The 19927-nt window shown below is 68.5% G+C and carries 19 protein-coding genes and 3 pseudogenes; 13 read left to right on the forward strand and 9 right to left on the reverse strand.

The features are described 5' to 3' along the window. Window positions 1-56: 56 nt before the first annotated feature. Window positions 57-227: pseudogene (locus ACZ5CR_RS36810) on the reverse strand (IS5/IS1182 family transposase); the annotation flags it as partial. A gap of 226 nt (window positions 228-453) precedes the next feature. Here ACZ5CR_RS36810 and ACZ5CR_RS36815 point away from each other — a divergent pair. Beyond that, complete coding sequence (locus ACZ5CR_RS36815; RefSeq protein WP_468865822.1) at window positions 454-825, forward strand: hypothetical protein; 372 nt, start codon at window positions 454-456, stop codon at window positions 823-825. 174 nt (window positions 826-999) lie between these two features. On the opposite strand, the gene ACZ5CR_RS36820 is transcribed toward ACZ5CR_RS36815, so the two are convergent. Together ACZ5CR_RS36820 and ACZ5CR_RS36825 are read right to left on the reverse strand one after the other, a co-directional pair. Continuing rightward, the gene (locus ACZ5CR_RS36820; protein WP_468865824.1) at window positions 1000-1338 is read right to left on the reverse strand and encodes a thioredoxin family protein; all 339 of its coding nucleotides are present in this window, start codon (window positions 1336-1338) and stop codon (window positions 1000-1002) included. Window positions 1339-1905: 567 nt separating this feature from the next. Then, window positions 1906-3045: a PucR family transcriptional regulator gene (locus ACZ5CR_RS36825; RefSeq protein ID WP_468865826.1), complete on the reverse strand. Its 1140-nt coding sequence runs from the start codon at window positions 3043-3045 to the stop codon at window positions 1906-1908. Window positions 3046-3132: 87 nt separating this feature from the next. On the opposite strand from ACZ5CR_RS36825, the gene ACZ5CR_RS36830 reads away from it, so the two are divergent. Both ACZ5CR_RS36830 and ACZ5CR_RS36835 read left to right on the forward strand, forming a co-directional pair. Further along, window positions 3133-4188, forward strand: coding sequence for a ferredoxin reductase (locus ACZ5CR_RS36830; RefSeq protein ID WP_468865829.1), 1056 nt, complete (start codon window positions 3133-3135; stop codon window positions 4186-4188). A gap of 7 nt (window positions 4189-4195) precedes the next feature. Then, the gene (locus ACZ5CR_RS36835; protein ID WP_468865831.1) at window positions 4196-5320 is read left to right on the forward strand and encodes a fatty acid desaturase family protein; all 1125 of its coding nucleotides are present in this window, start codon (window positions 4196-4198) and stop codon (window positions 5318-5320) included. A gap of 525 nt (window positions 5321-5845) precedes the next feature. On the opposite strand, the gene ACZ5CR_RS36840 is transcribed toward ACZ5CR_RS36835, so the two are convergent. Next, window positions 5846-6607, reverse strand: coding sequence for an alpha/beta fold hydrolase (locus ACZ5CR_RS36840; protein WP_468865833.1), 762 nt, complete (start codon window positions 6605-6607; stop codon window positions 5846-5848). Window positions 6608-6705: 98 nt separating this feature from the next. Between ACZ5CR_RS36840 and ACZ5CR_RS36845 the strand changes: the two genes are divergently transcribed. From ACZ5CR_RS36845 to ACZ5CR_RS36870, 6 genes are all read left to right on the forward strand, one after another. Then, on the forward strand, window positions 6706-7335 hold the full coding sequence (locus ACZ5CR_RS36845) for a TetR/AcrR family transcriptional regulator (protein ID WP_468865834.1): 630 nt from the start codon (window positions 6706-6708) through the stop codon (window positions 7333-7335). A gap of 248 nt (window positions 7336-7583) precedes the next feature. After that, on the forward strand, window positions 7584-7901 hold the full coding sequence (locus ACZ5CR_RS36850) for a hypothetical protein (protein ID WP_468865837.1): 318 nt from the start codon (window positions 7584-7586) through the stop codon (window positions 7899-7901). 559 nt (window positions 7902-8460) lie between these two features. After that, a complete protein-coding gene (locus ACZ5CR_RS36855) occupies window positions 8461-9210 on the forward strand; it encodes a methyltransferase (protein ID WP_468865838.1) in 750 nt (249 codons plus the stop codon). After that, complete coding sequence (locus tag ACZ5CR_RS36860; RefSeq protein ID WP_468865840.1) at window positions 9207-10169, forward strand: prenyltransferase; 963 nt, start codon at window positions 9207-9209, stop codon at window positions 10167-10169. Before ACZ5CR_RS36855 ends, ACZ5CR_RS36860 begins: the two co-directional genes overlap by 4 nt. Continuing rightward, window positions 10166-11698 carry an NAD(P)/FAD-dependent oxidoreductase gene (locus ACZ5CR_RS36865; protein WP_468865842.1) on the forward strand — a complete coding sequence of 511 codons (1533 nt, stop codon included), beginning with the start codon at window positions 10166-10168 and terminating at the stop codon, window positions 11696-11698. Before ACZ5CR_RS36860 ends, ACZ5CR_RS36865 begins: the two co-directional genes overlap by 4 nt. Before the next feature lie 24 nt (window positions 11699-11722). Further along, on the forward strand, window positions 11723-11845 hold the full coding sequence (locus tag ACZ5CR_RS36870) for a hypothetical protein (protein ID WP_468865844.1): 123 nt from the start codon (window positions 11723-11725) through the stop codon (window positions 11843-11845). Window positions 11846-11932: 87 nt separating this feature from the next. Here the strand turns inward: ACZ5CR_RS36870 and ACZ5CR_RS36875 are convergent. Further along, window positions 11933-12289 (reverse strand): annotated as a pseudogene (locus ACZ5CR_RS36875) (transposase); the annotation flags it as partial. Window positions 12290-12546: 257 nt separating this feature from the next. On the opposite strand from ACZ5CR_RS36875, the gene ACZ5CR_RS36880 reads away from it, so the two are divergent. Next, window positions 12547-13185, forward strand: coding sequence for a TMEM175 family protein (locus ACZ5CR_RS36880; RefSeq protein ID WP_468865847.1), 639 nt, complete (start codon window positions 12547-12549; stop codon window positions 13183-13185). Between the two features lie 1540 nt (window positions 13186-14725). Here the strand turns inward: ACZ5CR_RS36880 and ACZ5CR_RS36885 are convergent. The 4 genes and pseudogenes from ACZ5CR_RS36885 to ACZ5CR_RS36900 all read right to left on the reverse strand — a co-directional run bounded on the left by ACZ5CR_RS36885 (window position 14726) and on the right by ACZ5CR_RS36900 (window position 16699). Next, window positions 14726-15034, reverse strand: a complete 309-nt coding sequence (locus ACZ5CR_RS36885; protein WP_468865849.1) for a hypothetical protein — start codon at window positions 15032-15034, stop codon at window positions 14726-14728. A gap of 404 nt (window positions 15035-15438) precedes the next feature. Continuing rightward, entirely contained in the window at window positions 15439-15585 is a 147-nt protein-coding gene (locus tag ACZ5CR_RS36890; RefSeq protein WP_468865851.1) for a hypothetical protein, read from the reverse strand. Then, window positions 15582-15716, reverse strand: a pseudogene (locus ACZ5CR_RS36895) (IS5 family transposase); the annotation flags it as partial. The gene ACZ5CR_RS36890 and the pseudogene ACZ5CR_RS36895, both read right to left, overlap by 4 nt. An 83-nt stretch (window positions 15717-15799) precedes the next feature. Continuing rightward, on the reverse strand, window positions 15800-16699 hold the full coding sequence (locus tag ACZ5CR_RS36900; protein ID WP_468865853.1) for a helix-turn-helix domain-containing protein: 900 nt from the start codon (window positions 16697-16699) through the stop codon (window positions 15800-15802). A gap of 66 nt (window positions 16700-16765) precedes the next feature. On the opposite strand from ACZ5CR_RS36900, the gene ACZ5CR_RS36905 reads away from it, so the two are divergent. The 3 genes from ACZ5CR_RS36905 (at window position 16766) to ACZ5CR_RS36915 (ending at window position 19529) form a co-directional block, all read left to right on the forward strand. Next, entirely contained in the window at window positions 16766-18313 is a 1548-nt protein-coding gene (locus tag ACZ5CR_RS36905; RefSeq protein WP_468865855.1) for an alpha/beta hydrolase, read from the forward strand. A 213-nt stretch (window positions 18314-18526) separates the two neighbouring features. Next, entirely contained in the window at window positions 18527-18967 is a 441-nt protein-coding gene (locus tag ACZ5CR_RS36910; RefSeq protein WP_468865856.1) for a VOC family protein, read from the forward strand. A gap of 157 nt (window positions 18968-19124) precedes the next feature. Further along, on the forward strand, window positions 19125-19529 hold the full coding sequence (locus ACZ5CR_RS36915) for a nuclear transport factor 2 family protein (RefSeq protein ID WP_468865859.1): 405 nt from the start codon (window positions 19125-19127) through the stop codon (window positions 19527-19529). Window positions 19530-19927 lie beyond the last annotated feature (398 nt).

Consider the following 19927-nt stretch of genomic DNA (forward strand, 5'->3'; position numbering starts at 1 on the left):
CCTTCCGAGTTCCTCCCGGCTGAGCCGGGGATACAAACAGAGCGCCTCGTGGCGCACACGGTCCTCTCAACAACCCACCGGTGGCGGCCGAGCCGCTGTGAGGACTCGATCCCTTTGCGGGCGATGCGGTGGCGGATGCCGCGCTTGCGGAGCCATCGGCGCAGGTGGTCGTAGTCGTAGCCCTTGGCGCCGTGCAGCTTCGCCGGGCGGCGGCGACGGGGTCCGCGGGGATAACGAATGGGCGGGAAGCAGCGGGGCTGGTGCCGGCCGAACCTCAACCCAGAGTCCTGTCCATCATCGGAGGGCTGACCCAGCAACGGCGTTTCGGCAACGCTGAACGCCGTCTGGCGGCGGACCTTGCGATCGCCACTGGCGGCCCGGCCGGTATCACGGCCCAGCCGGACGAGGGCGATCATGGGGCGAGCACGACCGGACCGTAGAACAGGGAATCCCATGACTCTGCAGGAAGGCCAGCGGGTCAAGCTGGCCGCCGATCTCCGCCTGACCGACCCGATCGAGGTGTCCGGTGCGGTCATCGGCATCCTCTCCCTCGCCGCCGACACCGCAGGAACCGTGGAAGAAGTTGTCAAACACGTCTGCGAGGATGCCGACGTCCGCGAGTACGACCGGCTCAAATCGCTGCTCGACTCCTACGGTGACGGCATGCCCCCGGAAAGCAGGAGACAGCTGGAGGAGAAGGTCGGCGCACTGCAGCCGACGTGGGTCGCGTTCCAGGAACAGGGGCCACTGGTGACGGTGCGGGTCCGCTTCGACAACGGGCTTGTCCTGGGCGCGTCACCGCAGGACCTTTACGTCCCCGCGTGAGAGCGGTGGCGAGGGGGCGCGTCTTCGCTGAACTGACACCGAACCCGTAGTTGTATCCGTCCGCGAGCGGTCCATCCCCGCACGCGCGGGGATGGTCCCGGCGACGGCGGCCGGCTCTCCCCCTCCCATGGACGGGAGGTGACGGGCGTCGCGGCCACGTGCTGCAGCGGCCGCTCAGAGGTGGCCGTCCAGGAACTCGCGTACCTCGGCGGTGGTCATCGGCCCCGTGCCGTGCGCCACCGCCTCTCCCTCCTTCAGCAGGACGCAGGACGGGGCTGCGGTGATCCCGTATCGCTCGGTTGCGGCCGGACAGCGCGTGATGTCGGTGCGGACGGCCGTCAGGCGGCCCGTGTAGTCGTCGGCGATGCCACCCACGACGAGGTCCATCACCCGGCAGGGCTCGATTGCCTTGGGCCATGTACCGGTGAAGTACGCGAGGACAGGATCTTTGCTCATCCCGAGGATGAAATTGAACTCCGCGTCCTCACGGGGTCGGTGAACCTGCTTTGCCATGGAAGCTCCTGACCTCACGTTGCGTCATTCCCTCCCCATCATCCCTCGCTCGGTGTGCCAGGCCGGCCCGGTCGGTCGTCCGGTTGACCTGTCGGAAGGGAGGCATGGGGCTGGCCGTCGCAGAACCGCGGTGGTCCCCGGCGCGAGCGGCCCGGCCCTCCGCTCCTGGCGACCGGGCTTGGCCGCCCCGTCGGTCACCCAGCCGCAGCCCGCCGCGCGCCCGTGGGTCAGCTCGTGCCAGGACAGCGCCCTCCACGACGACAAGAAGGCCGTTCTTCAGGGCATAGCGGCCCAGATCGCCGACCAGATGCTCAATGAGCGCGTCGACGAGCGGGCCGGTGCACATCGTCCACCGGATGCAGTCGAGCCATATCCGCCACCGCGCTTCTCAGAGACAGCGCCCCCGACGGGCTTCCCGAGGCCCATGTCTGGTCTTCACATCAACCCCCGGTCTCAGCACGCTCATGCCGCTCTTCCCCGGGCCGCATGAGCCAGCTGATAGGGCCGAGGGCGAGGCACGCTTCCTGGACCGCTCGCGGACGCGGTCGTGGACGGTTGACGTACGCGTCAGCTGGCCCCCAGACCGAGCGCCAGCGTCAGTTCAAGGACCCGGTGTGGCGATGCGAGATCCGGAAACAGCTCCCGCAGCTGCGACATCCGGTACCGGACTGTCTGGGGATGGACGAACAACGCCGCCGCCACCTGGTCCCGTCTGCCCTGGTGCAGCAGCCACGCGCGCAAGGTCTCCTCCAGCCGCCGTGCGGTCGCGACAGGCAAGGTCTGCAACGGTGCGAGGGCTCGGGCACGCAGGTCTGCGAACGCGTCCACGTCGGCGCTCAGCACCAGCTCGGGCAGGTGGTCCTCGGTGTCGCGAATATCAGAGGAGAGGGAGCGCGCGCGTACGGCTCGCGCGTACGAGGCGGACGCACGAGTCCATGACCGGGCCGGGCCGACCACGGCGGTGCGGTCGGTGAGCTGCCGCAAGAGATGTGATCGGTCGGCATCGGGGACGAGCAGCACACCGGTGGCGTCCGGCAGGTCGTCGAGGACGAGGGTGTTCGGGTCGAGCGTGCGGTAGGCAGGCCGGGCCTGGGCGGCGGGCAGCAGGACCGCGGTCAGCGAAACCGGAGGCTGCCACCCGGCCCGTTGAGCAGAGGCCAGCAGCATGTCCGGGCTCGCGCAGGCGAGGACGTCGCGGGCCAGCTGTTCCAGGTGGCGCTCGTGGGCCCTGCCTTGGGCGGCCAGTTCGTCGGCGTGGCCCGCCGCGCTCGCTGCGGAGAGCTCGTCGATGTAGGCGAAGGTCAGCTCGGCGAACTTGGCGACCTCGGCGGCGGGCAGACCTGCGGGTACGGCACCCGCTGCCAGGCATCGCCAGGCCACGCGGGCGCCGACGCGGTAGGCGCTGAGCAGGGCGTCCATCGAACGGCCGTCGCGCACCTCGCCGCGGCCCAACTCGTAGGCTGCGTCGCCGGCGTCGCCGCCTGTGGCGGTCCCGCTCGCGAGGTCCAGGTAGTGGCCCAGGGCGGTGCGGACGGCTCTGCGGATGGTGCCGCCCATGCGGCCCGCAAGAGCGTTGGCGTAGGAAGGCACCTCGTCGATGATCGCCTGGACGACCTCGTCGGCGGTGGTCTTCAGCGCGGCCCGAAGTGCGGTGACCGTCGTCTCATCCAGGGCCAGTTCGCTGGCCCTCCGGATTGCATGGCTCACGTTTTTATTCCCTGCGAACAACTCAGTCGACCAGATTTACGTCCTGCGGTCAGGACTTTACGCCTTGAGGCGCACCAAGCTGGAGTCATGACGAGTACAGCCCTCCGCAGCAGGGCGTGGAAACTGCTGGAGACGGTCACGACGCCGTTGCTGCCGTCGGACTACCTCGACCTGGTCAGCCCGCTGCGTGCGGGCGCTGACCTGCGTGGGCGCATCGAGGCCGTGCACCCCGAGACGGGTGACGCCGCGACTGTCGTGATCAGGCCGGGACGGGGCTGGCGCGGCCACACGGCCGGTCAGTACGTGCGGATCGGGGTCGACGTCGACGGGGTGCGCCTGTGGCGTGCCTACTCCATCACCTCGCCGACAAACCGCCAGGACGGCCGCGTCACGATCACCGTGAAGGCGATCCCGGACGGCAAGGTCAGCAACCACCTGGTCCGCCGGGCAAAACCGGGCACGCTGATCCAGCTCGACCAGCCGACCGGTGACTTCGTGCTGCCGCAGACCACGCCCGCCAAGGTGCTCTACCTGACGGCCGGCAGCGGCATCACGCCCGTGATGGGCATGCTGCGCGACATCGAGTTCGACGACGCCGTCATGGTCCACTGCGCGCCACAGCCGCAGGACGTGATCTTCCGCAGCGAACTGCACGATCTGGTCGCGGACAAGAAGCTGCGGCTCACCGAGGTGCACACCGACACAGACGGCCAGCTCGACATCGCCCGTCTCGACGAACTCGTGCCCGACTGGGCCGAGCGCGAGACCTGGGCCTGCGGGCCCGCGGGCCTGCTCGACGCCGCCGAAGAGCACTGGAGCGAGCACGGCGTCCAAGAGCGCCTGCACACCGAGCGCTTCCGCCCCAGCATCGTCGTCGCCGGCGACGGCGGCGAGGTCACGTTCAGCGCCACCGGCAAGAGTGTCGACGCGGACGGCGCCACGCCGTTGCTGGACGTCGGCGAGGAGGCCGGCGTGCTCATGCCCTCCGGGTGCCGCATGGGCATCTGCTTCGGCTGCGTCACACCGCTCAAGGCGGGCGCCGTCCGCGACCTGCGCACCGGCGAGATCACCGAGGCCGAGCCGGGCGTCCTCATCCAGACCTGCGTGTCCGCCGCGGCGGGCCCCTGCGACATCGAACGGTAGGAGCACCTTGACCGCCATCGACCCCACCGCCCACCTGACCGCGAAGCAGATCGAGGAGCTCGGCCGCGAGCTGGACGCGATCCGCGACGAGGTGATCGCCGGCCGCGGCGAGAAAGACGCCGCCTACATCCGCAAGGTCATCTCGGCGCAGCGCAAGCTCGAGCTGGTCAGCAGGGGCGTGCTGCTGTTCTCGATCTTCCCGCCCGCGTGGCTGCTCGGCACCGCCGGGCTGTCCGTGGCGAAGATCATGGACAACATGGAGATCGGCCACAACATCCTGCACGGCCAGTGGGACTGGATGCGGGACCCGAAGATCCACTCCACCACCTGGGAATGGGATCACGTCTCGCCGTCCGAGCAGTGGAAGCACTCGCACAACGAGCTGCACCACACGTACACCAACGTGATCGGCAAGGACAACGACCTCGGCTACGGCATCATGCGCGTCGACGAGGACCAGAAGTGGCACCCGTTCCACCTCGGCCAGCCGCTGTGGAACTTCCTCAACGCCTGCTTCTTCGAGTACGGCATCGCAGCGTACGACCTGGAGCTCGGCAAGAACCTGAACAAGCGCCGCCGCAAGACCCCGGAGTTCCGCGCGCGGGCCAGGGCCGTGGGCCACAAGATCCGCAAGCAGGTGCTCAAGGACTACGTGATCCACCCGCTGCTGTCGGGCCCGTCGTTCCTCAACACGCTCGCCGCCACGTTCACCGCGAACCTGGTCCGCAACATCTGGACCCACTCTGTGATCATGTGCGGGCACTTCCCCGAGGGCGTACAGGTCTTCGAGCGCCGCTCGATCAAGGGCGAGACGCGCGGCCAGTGGTACCTGCGCCAGATGATGGGCTCGGCGAACATCAGCGGCAGCAAGGCCATGCACTTCATGACCGGCAACCTGTCGCACCAGATCGAGCACCACCTGTTCCCGGACCTGCCGAGCAACCGGTACGCCGAGGTCGCGGTGAAGGTGCGCGCGCTGTTCGAGAAGTACGAGCTGGAGTACGTCACCGGGCCGCTGCCCAAGCAGGTGTTCTCCGCGTGGCACAAGGTCTTCCGGCTCTCACTGCCGAACAAGAAGCCCAAGGCCAAGGTCAAGACGCCGGACCGCGAGCAGGAGCTCGTCGCCGCCTGATTCCCGGTATTGGCTCAGATCTCTCGGCCGCAGCGGCACCGCCGGGCTCGGTGGGATCCGACACAGGATCCTGCTCAACTGGCCACACGAATGTCGACAAAAGGCTCCTGGCGTATCCCCGGAACCTCCCGGGTTCCTCTCACAGCGTCATCCAGCCCAACGACGGCTCCACGAGCAATGGGCGGAAATCACAACGTCGGTGATGCGGTTGGTGCTGCAGCGAAAGCTTCCGCAAGAGGTACCAGTTCTTGAGGATGGTCATGGCCTGCTCGCCGAGGCTGCGGATTTGACGTGGGTGGTGTTGTGATGGCGCTTCCATTGCTTGAGAAATCCGGTCCAGCTCACAATGATCCCCGCGTGCATGACGAGCACATTAGCTTCCGATAGCGGCACGCCTGCGGCGGAGTCTCCCAGGTGAATCAGCAGTGGCGGGGTACGTACCTGCACCCCGCCGCAGGTACCAAGGGAAACCATGAGCACGATGACCGGCGGCGCGTGACACCGCAGGCCGTCGCCGCGGGCGGCTCAGCGCGAGTCGGCCTGCCCGCAGCCGGCCCAGAACGAGGTGAGCGCCCGCGCGCTGCGAGCGGGGGCCTGGACCATCCACCAGTGCCCGATGTCGCGCAGGACGGCGGTCTCGGCCCCCGCTCTTGCCGCCGACTCGCGTCGCATGGCCTCCGAGCCGACGAACCGGTCATCCGTACCGATGATCGCGAGGCCCGGTCGCTTCGCCGCATCGGCGAGATCTCGTCCCAGTTCGGCCATGACCGGCTGGGCGGCGGAGCGGTAGAACGCGAGGATCGCCCGCCCCATCTCCGGACCCTGGGCGGGGGCCATTCGGAGGGCTACCAGCCTGGGGATACCCCTGGCCGTCATGCGTTCGGCGCGTTCCTCCAGGCTGCCACCCATCAGCCTGGCGACGGACTCCTCACCCACGCCGGGCGTCTGCCACTGCTGGGCGAGGTCGTGCCACACGTAGTCGGGGTGGAACACACCCAGCGAGTCGCTGACCCAACTCCGTAGCAAGTCCGGCCTTTTCATGGCGACCGACACCACCGTGCTTCCGCCGACGTCGTGCCCGACAAGGTGTACCGGCTCGCCGATCGCTTCCAACCGACCGATCAGCCAGTCCCTGTACTCGGCGACAGCACACCCGAAACCCTCCGGGACGGGCGCCCCGAAACCCGGGAGGGACAACCGGACGACATCGGTTCCGCGCAGCTCGTCGCAGAGCGGGTCCCATACCGCGGCGTTCTCCGGATTGCCGTTGACGAACACGACCCTCATCAGTAATCACCTCTCCGACGACCCGACAGCTGCACACCCACCGTCACATACTTGTTGTACGACACGCAAGTGAACGAGGAATCGCTAGACTGCAGCTCATGCCAGCCGAGAAGCCCCCCGCCTCGCCCTCACGCGGCGAACGCCGTACGCAAGTCCAACGGCGCACCACCACGAGAGCCGCCCTGCTGAAGGCCGCGGCGGAAGTCGTGGTGGAGACGGGCGTGCGGTCGGCCACCCTGGCGGCCGTCGGCGAGCGCGCGGGGTACAGCCGAGGAATCGTCACCCACTACTTCGGTTCGAAGCAGGCGCTGTTCCAGGCACTCGCCGAGTCCAGTCAGAGCGGATTCGTCCCCGGCATCGGCGGTATGCCACCCGGCCTCGACCGCCTGATCGCGCTGATCGACGGTTACATCAGAAGTATGGGCGAGGGGGCCGTGGCCGGCCGGGCGTTCCTGCTGCTGTGGGTCGAGGCCGCCACCTCGCCCGAGCTCTCCGCCGTCTTCCAGCAACGCGACGAGAGCTTCCGCGCGGATCTGCGCACCGACATCGCCGCCGGAATCGCCGAGGGCAAGATCCGCACGGAGGCCGACCCCGACGCCACCGCTATCGCGGTCCTGGGCCAGTTGCGCGGAATCGGCATGCAGCAGCTCCTCGCACCCGCGGCCCTCGACTCCCCGCGGCTCAGCCGCGTCATCGCAGACCAGTGGCTCAGAGCGCTGCGACGATAACCGGCGCCCCTCCCCCGCCCTGCGGGCCCCGCCGGGGGTGACACGTAACGCCGCTGGTCGTCGCCATCCTGTTCGCGGCGGTCACGATCTGCTGCGACTGGCACCGCTTCCAGGAAGCCGCCGAAGTCGCACTCCCCCACGGTCCCAACGGACTCACTCAACTGGAGAAAGCCCTGGACCAGGTCCACGGACGGCCCTTCGGTACGCAGCCACCGCCCTGGAGCCAGCCGCTGCAGCAGGAGATCGCGATGCGCATCGTGAGCATTGCGCACACCGCGGCCACCTACCGGCTGGCCCCCGGTCCCCACCACCACCTCACCCGGGCCCGCACAGCCACCGCTACCGGCCTCGAGGCCGACGAAACCGCCGAGCTCCTCTACCGCGACTGGTTCCAGGTCGAGGCAGCCGCAGGCAACCGCAGCGGCCTGAACGCTGCGATCTCCCGCCTCGACCAGGTCAACCGCTCACTGGGGCTTCCGATGGAGCTGGAGACCGAGCAGCTCATGCGTCAACTCCTTGACCACACCAGCCCAGCCCATCCGCTTATAGGTTCCGCAGTTTCGTGAACACATCCGCGTGATCATGAGCACCGATCGAGCATTTCCACGTGGCCACGAGCACCGGCAACGCACCGTAGCTGTTTGTCGACTGTCAACGATCATTCGGTTTGGGAGGTGCGTACTCTTCGCACTTTCCAGTCTGGCCCCAGCGCCCTCATCCGGGCAGCCGCGTCAGATCGTCGTCGTTGTCGAAGGGGGCCGTCCGCGACGTCCGCACCGCACTGCCTCACGCCCTCGCCCTCGCCCTCGCCCTCGCCCTCGCCCTCGCCCTCGCCCTCGCCCCGAGTTTCGAGCGAAGTGAACCTGCGGAAGTAACCGGGCCGCTGCGCGCTCGTTCCTCATGCGTGCGAAACGGAGACGGACACGTTCGACACAGCGGACCGTCGGATGTTCGAAATAGGGTGATGGACCTCGATACGGCCTCCCGTAGGTGCGCCCGTAATGCGACAGCCCGCCTATCTCCGGGCGTCCGCTGGCCTCTGTTCCAGGTGTCTGTCCCTTGAGTGGAGGCTTCCCGTTGCCGCCTGCCGGTGTCCCAGTTGTGCCCCGACAAGGAGTCGTCGCCATGCCGTCCCGCTGCTGCACCTCACGAACTGAGCCGGCCTGCGCGCCGGTAGACGAGACGCGTGTCGAGGTCGGTCACCGCCTGGTGGACCGGCACGGCCAGACAGGCGAGCCGGGGGAGTTCGAGCTGCTCGGCCTTGACTGGGCGTTGTTGCCGCAGGTGTTCGCTCCGACTCATACCGACTCTACCGAGCTGTTCACCAGGTGGCTGCCTTTCCCGGTGGGCGGGAGATTTCTTGAGGTGGGGTGTGGGGCGGGAGTGACGGCCGTAGCGGCGGCGCTGGCCGGGTGCACGCACGTCACAGCCGTGGACATCACCCATGAGGCGGTCTGCAATACCGCCCTCAACGCCGAGCGCCACGAGGTGGCGGACCGGGTGGAGACCGTGCGCAGCGACCTGTACGACGCCCTGGACCCCGGTGCGCGTTTCGATGCGATCTTCTGGAACTCCAACGTCGTTCGTGCTCCCCAGGAGTTCGTCTACACCCGGCCTTTACAGCATGCGATCTTCGACCGTGGCTACGCCGCTCACCGCCGCTACCTGCGCGAGGGCATGGAACGGCTCACCGGATCGGGCCGTCTGTTTTTGGGATTCAACAGCCTCGGCGATACCTCCGCACTGCAGACTCTGGCCGCCGAGTCGGGTGTGCTGCTGGTGGGGCGGGAACGGAGCGTGCACCATGCCGGTGACGTGCCGGTGGAGTTCCAGCTCCTTGAAGCCGTCCCCGCGGGCGACCGGCAGTTGCCATGAGTGGTGCCCAAGCCGTCACGGCCGCCGCACCCCCGATGTCCGGCCCCAAGATCGCCAGCTACCTGCGGCTGGGCAAGGCCCGGGTCTATCACTACTTCTACGGCTGGGCCCTGGGCGTGCTGCTCCTGCACGCGGACGGCCTCACGGCTCCGGGGGCGTGGCCGTCCTTGGTCTATGTGCTCGCGGGCACGTTGGCGGTGCAGTGGAGCGCGTCGGCGGCCGATGACGTGAGCGGCTTCCTCAACGGCCACGACGCCCGCAACTACAAGGGTCGGCCGCTGGTCACCAGGATCCGCAAACCCCTACTCACCGGAGCCCTCACTGTCAGGGAAGCGAAGACGTTCACCGCCGTCACGTTCATCTTCGGGATGCTTGCCCTCACTGCGGCCGCCCTCCTGCCGCCTGGACCGGTGTCCTGGCCGGCCCTTGTGGTCGCCTTGGGTGTGCCGGTGCTGGGTGTGCAGTACTCCTGCGGCATCAAGCTCAGCTACCGGCCCCTGGGTCTGGAAGCGACGATCCTGATCACCGGCGCGTACACCGTCCTGATGCCCTACTGGTCCGCCAGCGGAACCCTCACCCGCGAGGTACTGCTGGTGAGTGCGGTGTTCGGACTGTGGCTGCTGCTCGTGGTCTCCTACGGCAATGCCTCCGACCGGGTAGGCGACGCAGCCGTCCGCCGGCGAACCCTCGCCGTCCTGCTGCCGCCTCGGTGGTTCGCCGCCCTGCTCCACCTGCTTGTGGTCGGCCACGCGGGGCTGCTCGTCCTGCTGTTCGCCGCCACACGCATGGACCCCGCCTATCTGGTGTTCAGCGCTCCCGTGGTCGCGCTGCAGCTCGCCCAGATGTACTACGGGGTGTATCGGGGTGAGGTGCGCAAGGCGCGCTTCTTGGTTCTGCTGTCCATCGATGCGGGCACTGCCGCGCTCGCCACGGCGATCCTCCTCGGACTGTCTCAGTGAGCCGACGCGACGGCGGCCGGGCCGCCCACCGGCTCGTCGAAGACCGCACCGCCGGGGCGCGCGTTGTCGGAGACCGGGCTCTCGTGCTGGGCGCGAGCATCGCCGGAACCCTCGCCGCCCGGGTGCTGGCCGATTTCTACCGCGAGGTCATCGTCATCGACCGCGACCACGTCATCGACGTGGAAAAGCCGCGTCGCGGCGCTCCTCACGCCGCGCACGCGCACGGGCTCCATGCCCGCGGCTGCCTGATCCTGCAGCAGTTCTTCCCGAACCTGCTCAAGGACATGCGGCGCGCGCACCAGCCGATCGGAGACCTGGGCGAGCAGCGCTGGTACTTCAACGGCCGCCCCTTCACACCTACAAGGACCGGCCTGCTCTCCTTGACCGCCTCGCGTCCCGTCCTGGAGGCATATCTGCGCGGCCAGGTCGCCGCGCGGGCCAACGTCACCTATCGCCAGGGAACCGCCCTGCGGGGTCTCCTCGCCACTTCGGACGGCGCTCGGGTCACCGGCGCCCGGCTGCAGTCCACAACACCGGGCGCCGCCTGCTTCGACCTGGACGCCGATCTGCTAGTCGACGCGAGCGGACGCGGGTCGCGCACCCCGGTGTGGCTGCAACAGCTGGGCTACCAGCGGCCCGCCGAACAGCGGATGCCGATCGGCCTGGCCTACACCACCCGTCTCTACCGCAGCCCGCACGCGCGCGGCGGCCCGCAGTTCGTCAACTGCCTTGCCTCACCCGCCTCACCCCGAGGTGCGTTCTTCGGCCAGGCAGGCGACGACAGGCACATCCTGTCGCTGACCGGTCTCTTGGGCGACCACCCGCCGACCGACCCCGACGGCTTCACCGCCTTCGCCCAGGGCCTGCCCGCCGCCGAGATCCACGACCGGATCCACGACGCCACCCCGCTCACCGACCCCGTCACCTTCCGCTTTCCCGCCAGTGTCCGCCGTCACTACGAACGCCTGGCCCGCCTCCCCGAGCGACTACTCGTCCTGGGAGATGCGGTGTGCAGCCTCAACCCGAACTACAGCCAGGGAATGACCGTCGCCGCCATGCAAGCCAGCGCCCTCCACCAATACCTCCAGCGCCGCGGAACCCCCGACAGCGCGGTCTTCATGCGACAGGTCGGGCGCATCGTCGACAAACCCTGGTACCTCTCCACCACCAGCGACCTCAAATTCACCGGTGCCGCCGGCCGCCGTCAGCTCACCGCACCCGTGCTCAACGCCTACGTCACCCGCCTCCACCACGCAGCGACACACGACCCCGCCGCCACCGATGCCCTTATGCGCGTAGCCAGCCTCATCGACCACCCCGCCACCCTGCTGCGCCCACGCCTCGTCCTTACCGCGCTGTCCGTTCCCGGTGCCCGGCTCCACCACGACCACGCCAACGCTGTCGAAGCCGCCCCGGACCCTGATCAGCAGCAACCCGCACCCGCACCCCCGCCACCGCTCCCGCTCCCGACTACTGGGGACGCAACAGATGACCGCCCTATCCGGAAGCAGGACACCCGGGCCCACTGACGTGGGCACCCCGCCGCCCCAGCCGTGCCGCCCGACTACCTCATGCTGGACACCGGCTTCACGGCCGCCGCGCTGGGCATCCTCCTGCGCGGCAACCCCGACAACGCCGCCACCGCGCTGACCCAACACCTCGGCCCTCTCACCTGAAAAGGGAACCCGGCATGGCACTGCACGACACCGACCACCCGAACACGCTCGCGCCGCCCGTACTCGACGCCCTGCACCGGCTGGCCCGGCGCTGACGAGGGGGTGGCCGCCCCAGGGGGCGCCTCTCTCACTGCGGATGCGGGCGCGCTCTTTGCGTTCGGCGGCCAGGACATCGCGGTGGCGGGAGTTGGCGTTGCGCCAGCGCAGGTAGGCGTGCAGGGTCCGGGTCTACACGGAGTGGTTGGGATGGTTCGAGTTGGCGATGGTGAACTGTCGCAGCGGCCCGAAGTACGCTTCGATCGAGTTCGCCCAGGAGGCGTAGGTCGGAGTGAAGCACAACTCGATCTTGTTCTTTTGCGCCCAGCGGCGGACGTCAGCGCCCTTGCGGGCCGACAGATTGTCGAGGATCACGTAGATCGGGGCGCCGTCGGGCCGGGCGGCACCGACTCCTACCGGCTGGCCGCCATCCGCGCCCGCGCCGAAGAGCAGGCCGCCACGGTCGCCGCGGGCTGACGAAGACGGCGCCGTCTTACGGGGCCTGGCGCGTAGGCGCCCTTCCGCCCGGCCAGAGAGGCGTTGACCGGCCTTGGTACATCGGTACAGCGGTTATTGTCGACTATCCACAGGTGAGGCCGCCCAAGCCCTGGTCGATGCGTTACAACCAGGGCATAGCGTGGGCATAGCGCCCTACTGTCGTCGACATGACGGAGCCTGTTCCGAGAACGCACGCACACGAGAACGCCCCGGGCGCGGCACGCCTGATCGCTCTGTCCGACGGCATATATGCCATCGCGATGACGCTGCTGGTCATCAACGTGGCGGTCCCCGCGCATCTGGACGATGTCGCATTCCACAAGGCCCTGAGCGATGCGCTGCCCAGCCTCGGCGCCTTCACACTCAGCTTCACCCTCATCGCCGGATTCTGGCGTGACCACCGCCGCATCCTCACCGCACTGCCCCTCGAGACGGTCGTGGTCACCCGCCTGATCCTCCTCGGTCTCGGCCTGGTCGCGCTGCTGCCCTTCCCCACTGGACTCCTGGCCGAGTACGCCTCTCAGCCCGAAGCCGTCGCCCTCTACGCGGGTGCCATGGCGGCGATCCATGCGGTGCACACAACCCTGCTGCTGCTCACGCAACGTCAAGTGCACCCCTCGCCTGCGTCATCCGCCGCTGTGGCCCGCCGTCGCTTCACCGCCCAACTCGGTTCCAGCGTTCTGATCTTTGGCCTCTCTGTTCCCTTGGCCTTCGTCAACACGGAAGCAGCCATGTGGTTCTGGCTCACGCTCATCCCCGCCCACTACGTCCTCGGCCACCAACGGCGTCGACTTCCGAACCAGTGAGTCCCCCGGACGGCGGGCCCAATCCGTCGCAGCGGGCCCGCCAGGTGAAGCCTTTTCTCGGTTCTGCCACACATTCCATGAGCGCGGTGGACGAGTCTCTTCTGATCGGCAGACTGGATAGATGCGGACGGAGAGCGTCGCCAGGATCCAGGCAGTCCGGCTCGCCGTGTCGGTCGGTGCAGTCGTCGCCGCTCCAGTCCTGTTCGTGGTCGGGACTCCGTAGCGCCGCCGCATGTTGCGTCGCTACTGCCGCCAGGGCTGCCTGGGCCTTGTGCGCAAGGAAGACCGTTGGGTGAGCCAGTCGTCCACATGGCCCGCTGGTAGTACGCCGCGTGCTCCACGGCCGACTTGAACGTACCGGCGAGCAACCGGGCCCGGTCGGTGTCGTAGAGCACGTCGATGGGGATCGGCCGACCGCCGAGCAGCGTCCCGGCCCTGGCCACAATGCCGAACTCTGCCATCGGTGAGCGGTAGTACAACCCGTAGCCGCCAAAGGCGCTCTCCACCGATTCGCCTCGCGAATAAGGCCCTGGTCCCATCGCCAGGCCGCTCAGTCCGCGGGCCCCTACCGGGCTCGATCCGCAGTCTCGGGGGCAACGCAGCACGGCCAGGCCGTGCACCCACTCTCGACGCTTGATGAAGGCCGACAGCGTATTGCCGTCGGCCGCAAGGTGACGGTCCCGGTATTCGCCGAGCAGGAAGGCGTGGAAGGAGAAGTAGCGGGCGCGCCGTGACAACTCCAGGATGCCGGGCAGCAGTCGCGGCATCAGCCGATCCTGTGTGGTCGTCTGGAGCCCGAGCGGGTCCCGGCCTTCCTTGAGCTTCAGCGAAGCCTCGATCCAACTGGGTGCAGGCGCCCTCGGCCCGTCTGCCCCCAGCCCCTCGAACTGCACTGTCACCTGTTGGCGCCTCCCATCCACCGACCAGCGGAGACTCTCCGTGGGAGCAACCGGGTCGGGTGGCCATCCGTCGCCCCCCTCCGGTTGACGTCGCTCTCAGACTCCCGCTCCCAGGGAGCACAGGGAACGGCCCCCTGCTCCCAAAAATGCTCCCACCACGAAGAAGGGGCCACCCGAAGGTGACCCCTACCTGCGACGTTTCCGTCGGGACGGCAGGATTTGAACCTGCGACCCCTTGCCCCCCAGTCATAGGGGCAACCCCCGCGGCCTACCTTCGTACTGCCAGGGGTCACCGTTCGCGGCGGCGCCAGGAGCGGCGCCAGTGGCATCGGTGGCGTCGGTGCACGCGGACGGGAACCGTGATCGTGTGTCACTCAATACGACTTTGCCGACAACCGCACGGACTGCGAGGTCAAGTCTCAGACGCTTGCGAGCGAGGCCAGTCAGCTGTGCTGCACCGGCTTGGGCCGGATCCCGGGGCTACCCCCGTCAACTGCTTGGTTGGGTTGGGACGTTCGGATCTCCCTCTGGAACGCGTGGGAGCCGATGGATCCACGCTGTACCCATCTGAGAGCTGGGCCGCCTTGAAGGGCGACTTGATGGCCCTTCAAAGAACGGGATTTCCACGGGCGGAGACCAAATCACAGATCGCTGTCGATGCCGGTGACAACCGGCGGACCCAGCGGAGCGTCGTCCCCGCTGATACCCGCTCGCTTCAAGGCCGCAGTGACAAGCCTCGAAGCTTCCAGTTCCGCCTCATATCGATCCCCGGCCTCCACTTCGAGACGGACCGAGAATGTACGGTCCTCATTCAACGTGAGCAGATCAAGCCCCTCACTCTCACTCACGTCAGTGTGCCGAGAAGCCAGCCCCCGCTCCAGAGCCGAGCATGCCGAATCATCGACACCGCCAAGAAACGTGCCAGGGACAGTAATGACGAACGTGGACATGGCGGCTCCCTTGCTTGGACGGTGCGCGTGTGCCACTTCTACTTCCCACCTGCCACGCAGCCAATCCGCCACAGGACAATCGCCAGACATCCCCCCTCCATACACCTCAAGCGTCGCGCCTGAGGCGTCTGACAGGTGGCGTGCTGCCGCATTGCGAGGGCCCTTTCGTGAAGTCGGCGAGTAGGGGAATGCCCCACCCGTGTCTCCGCTCTGAGGCTCTGCATGACGATCAGACGCTGCGCACTGCGTGGAGACCCTCGCCGTATACGGCGACATGACCACGGTGCCGGCCCACCACGGCTCCGCGGCAGCCACGCTCGGCGTTCACTGCCTGAACGCAACACTGATGGTGGACACCTACCTGCTGATCACGCGCAAGACCCGCAAGACCCGCAAGGCCGCAATCACTCCGACAACGCCCGCCCCTCGGCGCCTGACGCCACCTTGGCGCGGGCGGTATTCGCTTGGCAGCGCTCGCCGGGACAGGCAAGGCGCACGATCTTCTTCCAGTGGGCGGCAGCCGAGAAGGTCGTTTTCTCCTGGTGCTTCATCCCGGAATATGCTGTTGGTTTGGTTTCACCACGTCACGCCTGGAGACGGTGGCCTCACCGGTGAGGCGGCGGGCCATGAGGTCGATCATGGCCAGGTGAATCATGGCTTCAGAGCGGGCGGGCAGGGTCTCGTCGGCAGCGGGGCACAACCGCCCTGCCCTGGCCGCGCTCGCTGTCCTGGTCTGAGACCTCAAGTCCCGAACGGGCGTGGGACTCAGCCCGCTGTCGTGCTCGCAGTCAGCGCCTCGCGGAGCCACAAGTCCGCACCGCCAAGGGTCAGGCCGGGTGTCAGCTCCCCTGCCAGCTGCCAGTAACGGGACAGTGCCGGGTGATCCGCCGCCGCGAGGCGGATAGCCAGGGCGCGGCGGAATGCGGGGCTGTCGCGGGTGTCGAAGGCGCGGGCGTGGGCGGCGACGTAGCAGTCCAGCGCCTCACCCGGACTGAAGGCGCGGCCGGTTTGCTGGGCGGCGTCCGCCAGCTGGAACGCCTCGTGCAGACCGTCGTAGAGCAGGTCTGGGTGTGCGACGGTGGCGGGCCGGTGGGAAACGAGGCAGTGGTCGGTGGCGGACGTGGTCAGGGCGTGGAGGCGGGCGAAGGCGAAGACCTGGTCCGGAGTCGGGTCGGTTGGGGGCTGCGGGACGGCCCGCTCGGTGACGGAGTTGCGGAGGCGGGCGGAGAGACCGGCCGGAAGCAGGCGGCGCCAGTAGTGCGCGAGGGCGGATGTGCTCGGCGGGGCGTCGATCGCTCCGATCAGTTCCAGGCGTTCCGCGAGCTGTTCCGGGGCGCCCTCCTGGAGTGCCTGCAGCGCAGCCCCGCGCCAGCGCAGAGCGGCGAGCTCGTCACCGAGGCGGTCCAACTGGCGTGCCACGACCGCCTCCAGAGTGTCCCCGCGGTCGAGGAACCGCCCGATCTCGGGGACGGGCACGCCCAGTGAACGCATGGCCCGGATCATGCGCAGGCGGGCCGGCGCCTCAGGACCGTACCGGCGGTGACCGCCGCCGCTGCGCAGGGCTTCGGGCAGCAGGCCCTGATCGGAGTAGAAGCGGACGGTCTTGACCGTGGTCTTCGCCTGCGCGGCGAGCTCGCCGATGCTCAGGGTGCCGTCTGGTGGCAAGGGTTGAACCTCCCTCAGGGGGAGTTCCTAGGTTACCCACGACGCACTCACCCCCTGGAGGTGCTGATGTCCGTATTCATCCTGGTCTCCGGTCCGTTCACCGACGGACAGATCTGGAGCGAAACGATCGAACGGTTGCGGGAATCGGGCGCCGAGGCCCACCCGGTGACGCTATGCAGGCAGCCCGATGCCGATCTGGAGACGCATGTCGAGGATGTGGTCCGGCTGATCGATTTGCTGGAGCCGGCCGGGGAGCTGGTGCTGGTTGGCCACGACTACGCCGTCCATCCCGTGCTGGGCGCGGCGGACCGCCGCCCGGAACGGATCGCACGGATCATCTACCTGGACGCCGGGCTGCCGCAGGACGGCGATCGGGCACTGGCTCTGGTGCCGGACCCTTCGGTGCATGAACTGCTGCATATGCAGGGCAGCCCCGGGCCAGTCCCGCCACCGGGGCCGGCCCAGTGGCAGCGATGGGGCAGCACGGAGGGGCTGTCGGCGCAGCGGCTGGAGCTGCTGAGCCTGCTGGCCGCCCCGCAGCCGCCGCGCACACTGACACAGCCGCTGCGGCTGACCGGCGCCGCGGCGGCGCTGCCGGCCAGCGGCATCCTGTGCACCGCAGGAGGAACAACCGTCGAGCTGGTCCAGGAGCTGGTGCGCACCGGTCCGCCGCACTTTCGCAGACTGGCCGATCCAAGGGTGGGCCTCTTCGAACTGGCCACCGGTCACTGGCCGATGCTCTCCTGCCCGGACGATTTGGCCGATGTGCTGCTCCGCGCGGCCGCGGGCGAGGGGCACAGACTGACCGCAGCCGAGACAGAGCCGCCCTTCCCGCGGCCCTTCCCTCTCGACGCCCCGGAGCGGGTGCGGGTGCGCAACGGGCGTGTGGACCTGCACCTGCCTCAACCGGGAGAGGCGCAAGGGCCTTGGCCCGCAGTGCTGTTCGTGCACGGTGGCCCGATGCCGCCCGGAGCCGTCCTGGCGCCGCGCGACCGCCCGTTCTACCTCGGCTACGCCCGCTACACGGCGAGCCTGGGCGCGGTGGGTGCCGTCGCGGAGCACCGCCTGCACGACATCGCCGGCTACGCGCAGGCCGCGGACGACGTGGCCGAGGCTGTTGAACTGCTGCGGGCCGACCCCAACGTGGACGCCGACCGCATCGCTGTGTGGGTCTTCTCCGGCGCCGGACTGCTCACCGCGGACTGGATCACCGCCCCGCCCCCGTGGCTGCGCTGCCTGTCTCTCACGTACCCGGTCCTGGCCCCGCTTGCGGGCTGGGGCGCGGTGGACCCCCGCTTCAGCCCGATCCGCGCGCTCCGCGCGGGCACCGGGCCATTGCCGCCGCTCGTGCTCACCCGGGCGGGCCTGGAAACACCACAGATCGCCGCCCGGGTGGAGGAGTTCGTAGCCGCAGCAGAAGAGACCAAGACCCAGGTCGACATCATCGACGTCCCGCACGGCCACCACGGCTTCGAGATGAACGAACCCACGGACGAGTCCCGCCAGGCCATTCACCGGGCCGTGCACACGGTGCTCGCGCATCTGGGTGCCCAGCCGGGGGCTCGGCACCGGCGTTCACCGTCCGTCGGGAGCACCATGTCCTCTCCCGCCTGACCGCGGGAGCATCTTGCATCCGCGTGGGGGGCCAGCTCGCGGCGCTGCGGCATCAGCCGGGGTAGGCGGGCGACGCAGGCTGGCTCCGCGCACGAAGAGGAACTATTCCCAGCTGAGGCGGAGTTGCGGAACGCCTACCGTCCGACTTGCCAGCTCCGTCTCAGGGGCAGACGCGGCTGCCGTGGCCGTACCAGACGAAGGAGGCCGCCCAATATGGCGATCCATCGAATGGACAACGTCCTGATCGTCGTCGACGATCTTGAGGCTGTCATTGCGTTCTTTGTCGAACTCGGGATGGAGCTCGAGAGTAAGGGGCCACTCGAATGGCGGGGGGCGGAGCGTGTCATCGGGCTCGATGAGGTCCGGCAGGACATCGCCATGCTGCGGGTCCCGGACGGCCACGGGCGAGTAGAGCTGGCGAAGTTCCACAGGCCGAAGGCCATCGCCTCCGAGCCGAAAGACGCGCCGGCGAATACGCTCGGCCTTCGTCGCATCATGTTTGCCGTCGACAATGTCGAGGACGTCGTGGCCCGCCTGCGGGTACACGGTGCCGAAATAGTCGGCGAGATCGTGCAGTACGAGAACGTCTACCGGCTCTGCTACATCTGCGGCCCCGAAGGAATCATCGTCGGGCTCGCCGAGCAGTTCGACTGAATACCGCCGAAGGGGCAATGCACCCACAGAGCGGGCGGGCCCGGCCCCACCCCGGCCGACTTGCGCCTTCTACGCATCTCGGCACGGCACAAAGGGTGTTCTGCAATCAGGGCTCGAGGATCTCGCACCACAAATCCGACCTGTAAGGAGACCACGCATGACAGCTGATTCACCGGCACAGACCGTGCAACGCTTGTTCCCGCTGCTCGCCGAGGGGAAGAGTGCACAGGCGGCGGCACTGTTCGCCGACGCGGTGTCGTTCTCGATCCCGCACCCGCCGGGCATTCCGTGGGTACCGGAGGTCGACTCGGCGGAGGGCATGCGGACGTTTTTCGAGCTTCTACAGACCCATGTGCAAGCCAAGGAGTTCGACCTCCGACAGGTCATCGCCGAGGGCGAGGATGTAGTACTCATCGGGCACATGGTCTCCGAGGTCAAGAAGACGGGCCGGACCATCGACACCGCGTTCGCCCTGCACACCACGGTCCGGGACGGGCGGATCACCCGCTACCACCTCTACGAGGACAGCTACGCCGTCGCCAAGGCCTACTTCGGCGACTGATCGTCCGGCGAGCTCGCACAGCCTGTCCTCCCGCCTCCGCCCTCGAACCTCACATCGCACACGCTCACTCGTCCGGGAATGCGCGAACTTCGAGCAGTTCACCGACCTCCTCACTGACTGGCGTGAAGTGGTCACGGGGGCAGAGCGTCATGGCTGGGCATCGTCGGCGTTGAACCAGGCGACGTGCTCCTCGGCCCCACCTCCACCGGCAGCTTCGTCCTGCCGGCTCGCGACATCGCCGTCCTGCGACAGTCCGTGACGTGAGCGGGTGTCGTTCCGCGACCGACACATCCCCGTGGGGGTGGGGGGGGGGGGGGGGGGGGGGGGGGGGGGGGGGAGGAGGGGGGGGGGGAGGGGGGGGGGGGGGGGGGGGGGGGGGGGGGGGGGGGGGGGGTAGG

This window comes from Streptomyces sp. NPDC031274, assembly GCF_055570235.1.

What these genes read in the sequence shown, in the direction of transcription:
- ACZ5CR_RS36890 (WP_468865851.1), bottom strand. Translation starts at nt 15,585, where the DNA reads ATGAAGCACCAGGAGAAAACGACCTTCTCGGCTGCCGCCCACTGGAAG.
- ACZ5CR_RS36855 (WP_468865838.1), top strand. Translation starts at nt 8,461, where the DNA reads ATGCCGTCCCGCTGCTGCACCTCACGAACTGAGCCGGCCTGCGCGCCG.
- ACZ5CR_RS36840 (WP_468865833.1), bottom strand. Translation starts at nt 6,607, where the DNA reads ATGAGGGTCGTGTTCGTCAACGGCAATCCGGAGAACGCCGCGGTATGG.
- ACZ5CR_RS36880 (WP_468865847.1), top strand. Translation starts at nt 12,547, where the DNA reads ATGACGGAGCCTGTTCCGAGAACGCACGCACACGAGAACGCCCCGGGC.
- ACZ5CR_RS36905 (WP_468865855.1), top strand. Translation starts at nt 16,766, where the DNA reads ATGTCCGTATTCATCCTGGTCTCCGGTCCGTTCACCGACGGACAGATC.
- ACZ5CR_RS36845 (WP_468865834.1), top strand. Translation starts at nt 6,706, where the DNA reads ATGCCAGCCGAGAAGCCCCCCGCCTCGCCCTCACGCGGCGAACGCCGT.
- ACZ5CR_RS36860 (WP_468865840.1), top strand. Translation starts at nt 9,207, where the DNA reads ATGAGTGGTGCCCAAGCCGTCACGGCCGCCGCACCCCCGATGTCCGGC.
- ACZ5CR_RS36910 (WP_468865856.1), top strand. Translation starts at nt 18,527, where the DNA reads ATGGCGATCCATCGAATGGACAACGTCCTGATCGTCGTCGACGATCTT.
- ACZ5CR_RS36815 (WP_468865822.1), top strand. Translation starts at nt 454, where the DNA reads ATGACTCTGCAGGAAGGCCAGCGGGTCAAGCTGGCCGCCGATCTCCGC.
- ACZ5CR_RS36830 (WP_468865829.1), top strand. Translation starts at nt 3,133, where the DNA reads ATGACGAGTACAGCCCTCCGCAGCAGGGCGTGGAAACTGCTGGAGACG.
- ACZ5CR_RS36850 (WP_468865837.1), top strand. Translation starts at nt 7,584, where the DNA reads ATGCGCATCGTGAGCATTGCGCACACCGCGGCCACCTACCGGCTGGCC.
- ACZ5CR_RS36820 (WP_468865824.1), bottom strand. Translation starts at nt 1,338, where the DNA reads ATGGCAAAGCAGGTTCACCGACCCCGTGAGGACGCGGAGTTCAATTTC.
- ACZ5CR_RS36885 (WP_468865849.1), bottom strand. Translation starts at nt 15,034, where the DNA reads ATGTCCACGTTCGTCATTACTGTCCCTGGCACGTTTCTTGGCGGTGTC.
- ACZ5CR_RS36915 (WP_468865859.1), top strand. Translation starts at nt 19,125, where the DNA reads ATGACAGCTGATTCACCGGCACAGACCGTGCAACGCTTGTTCCCGCTG.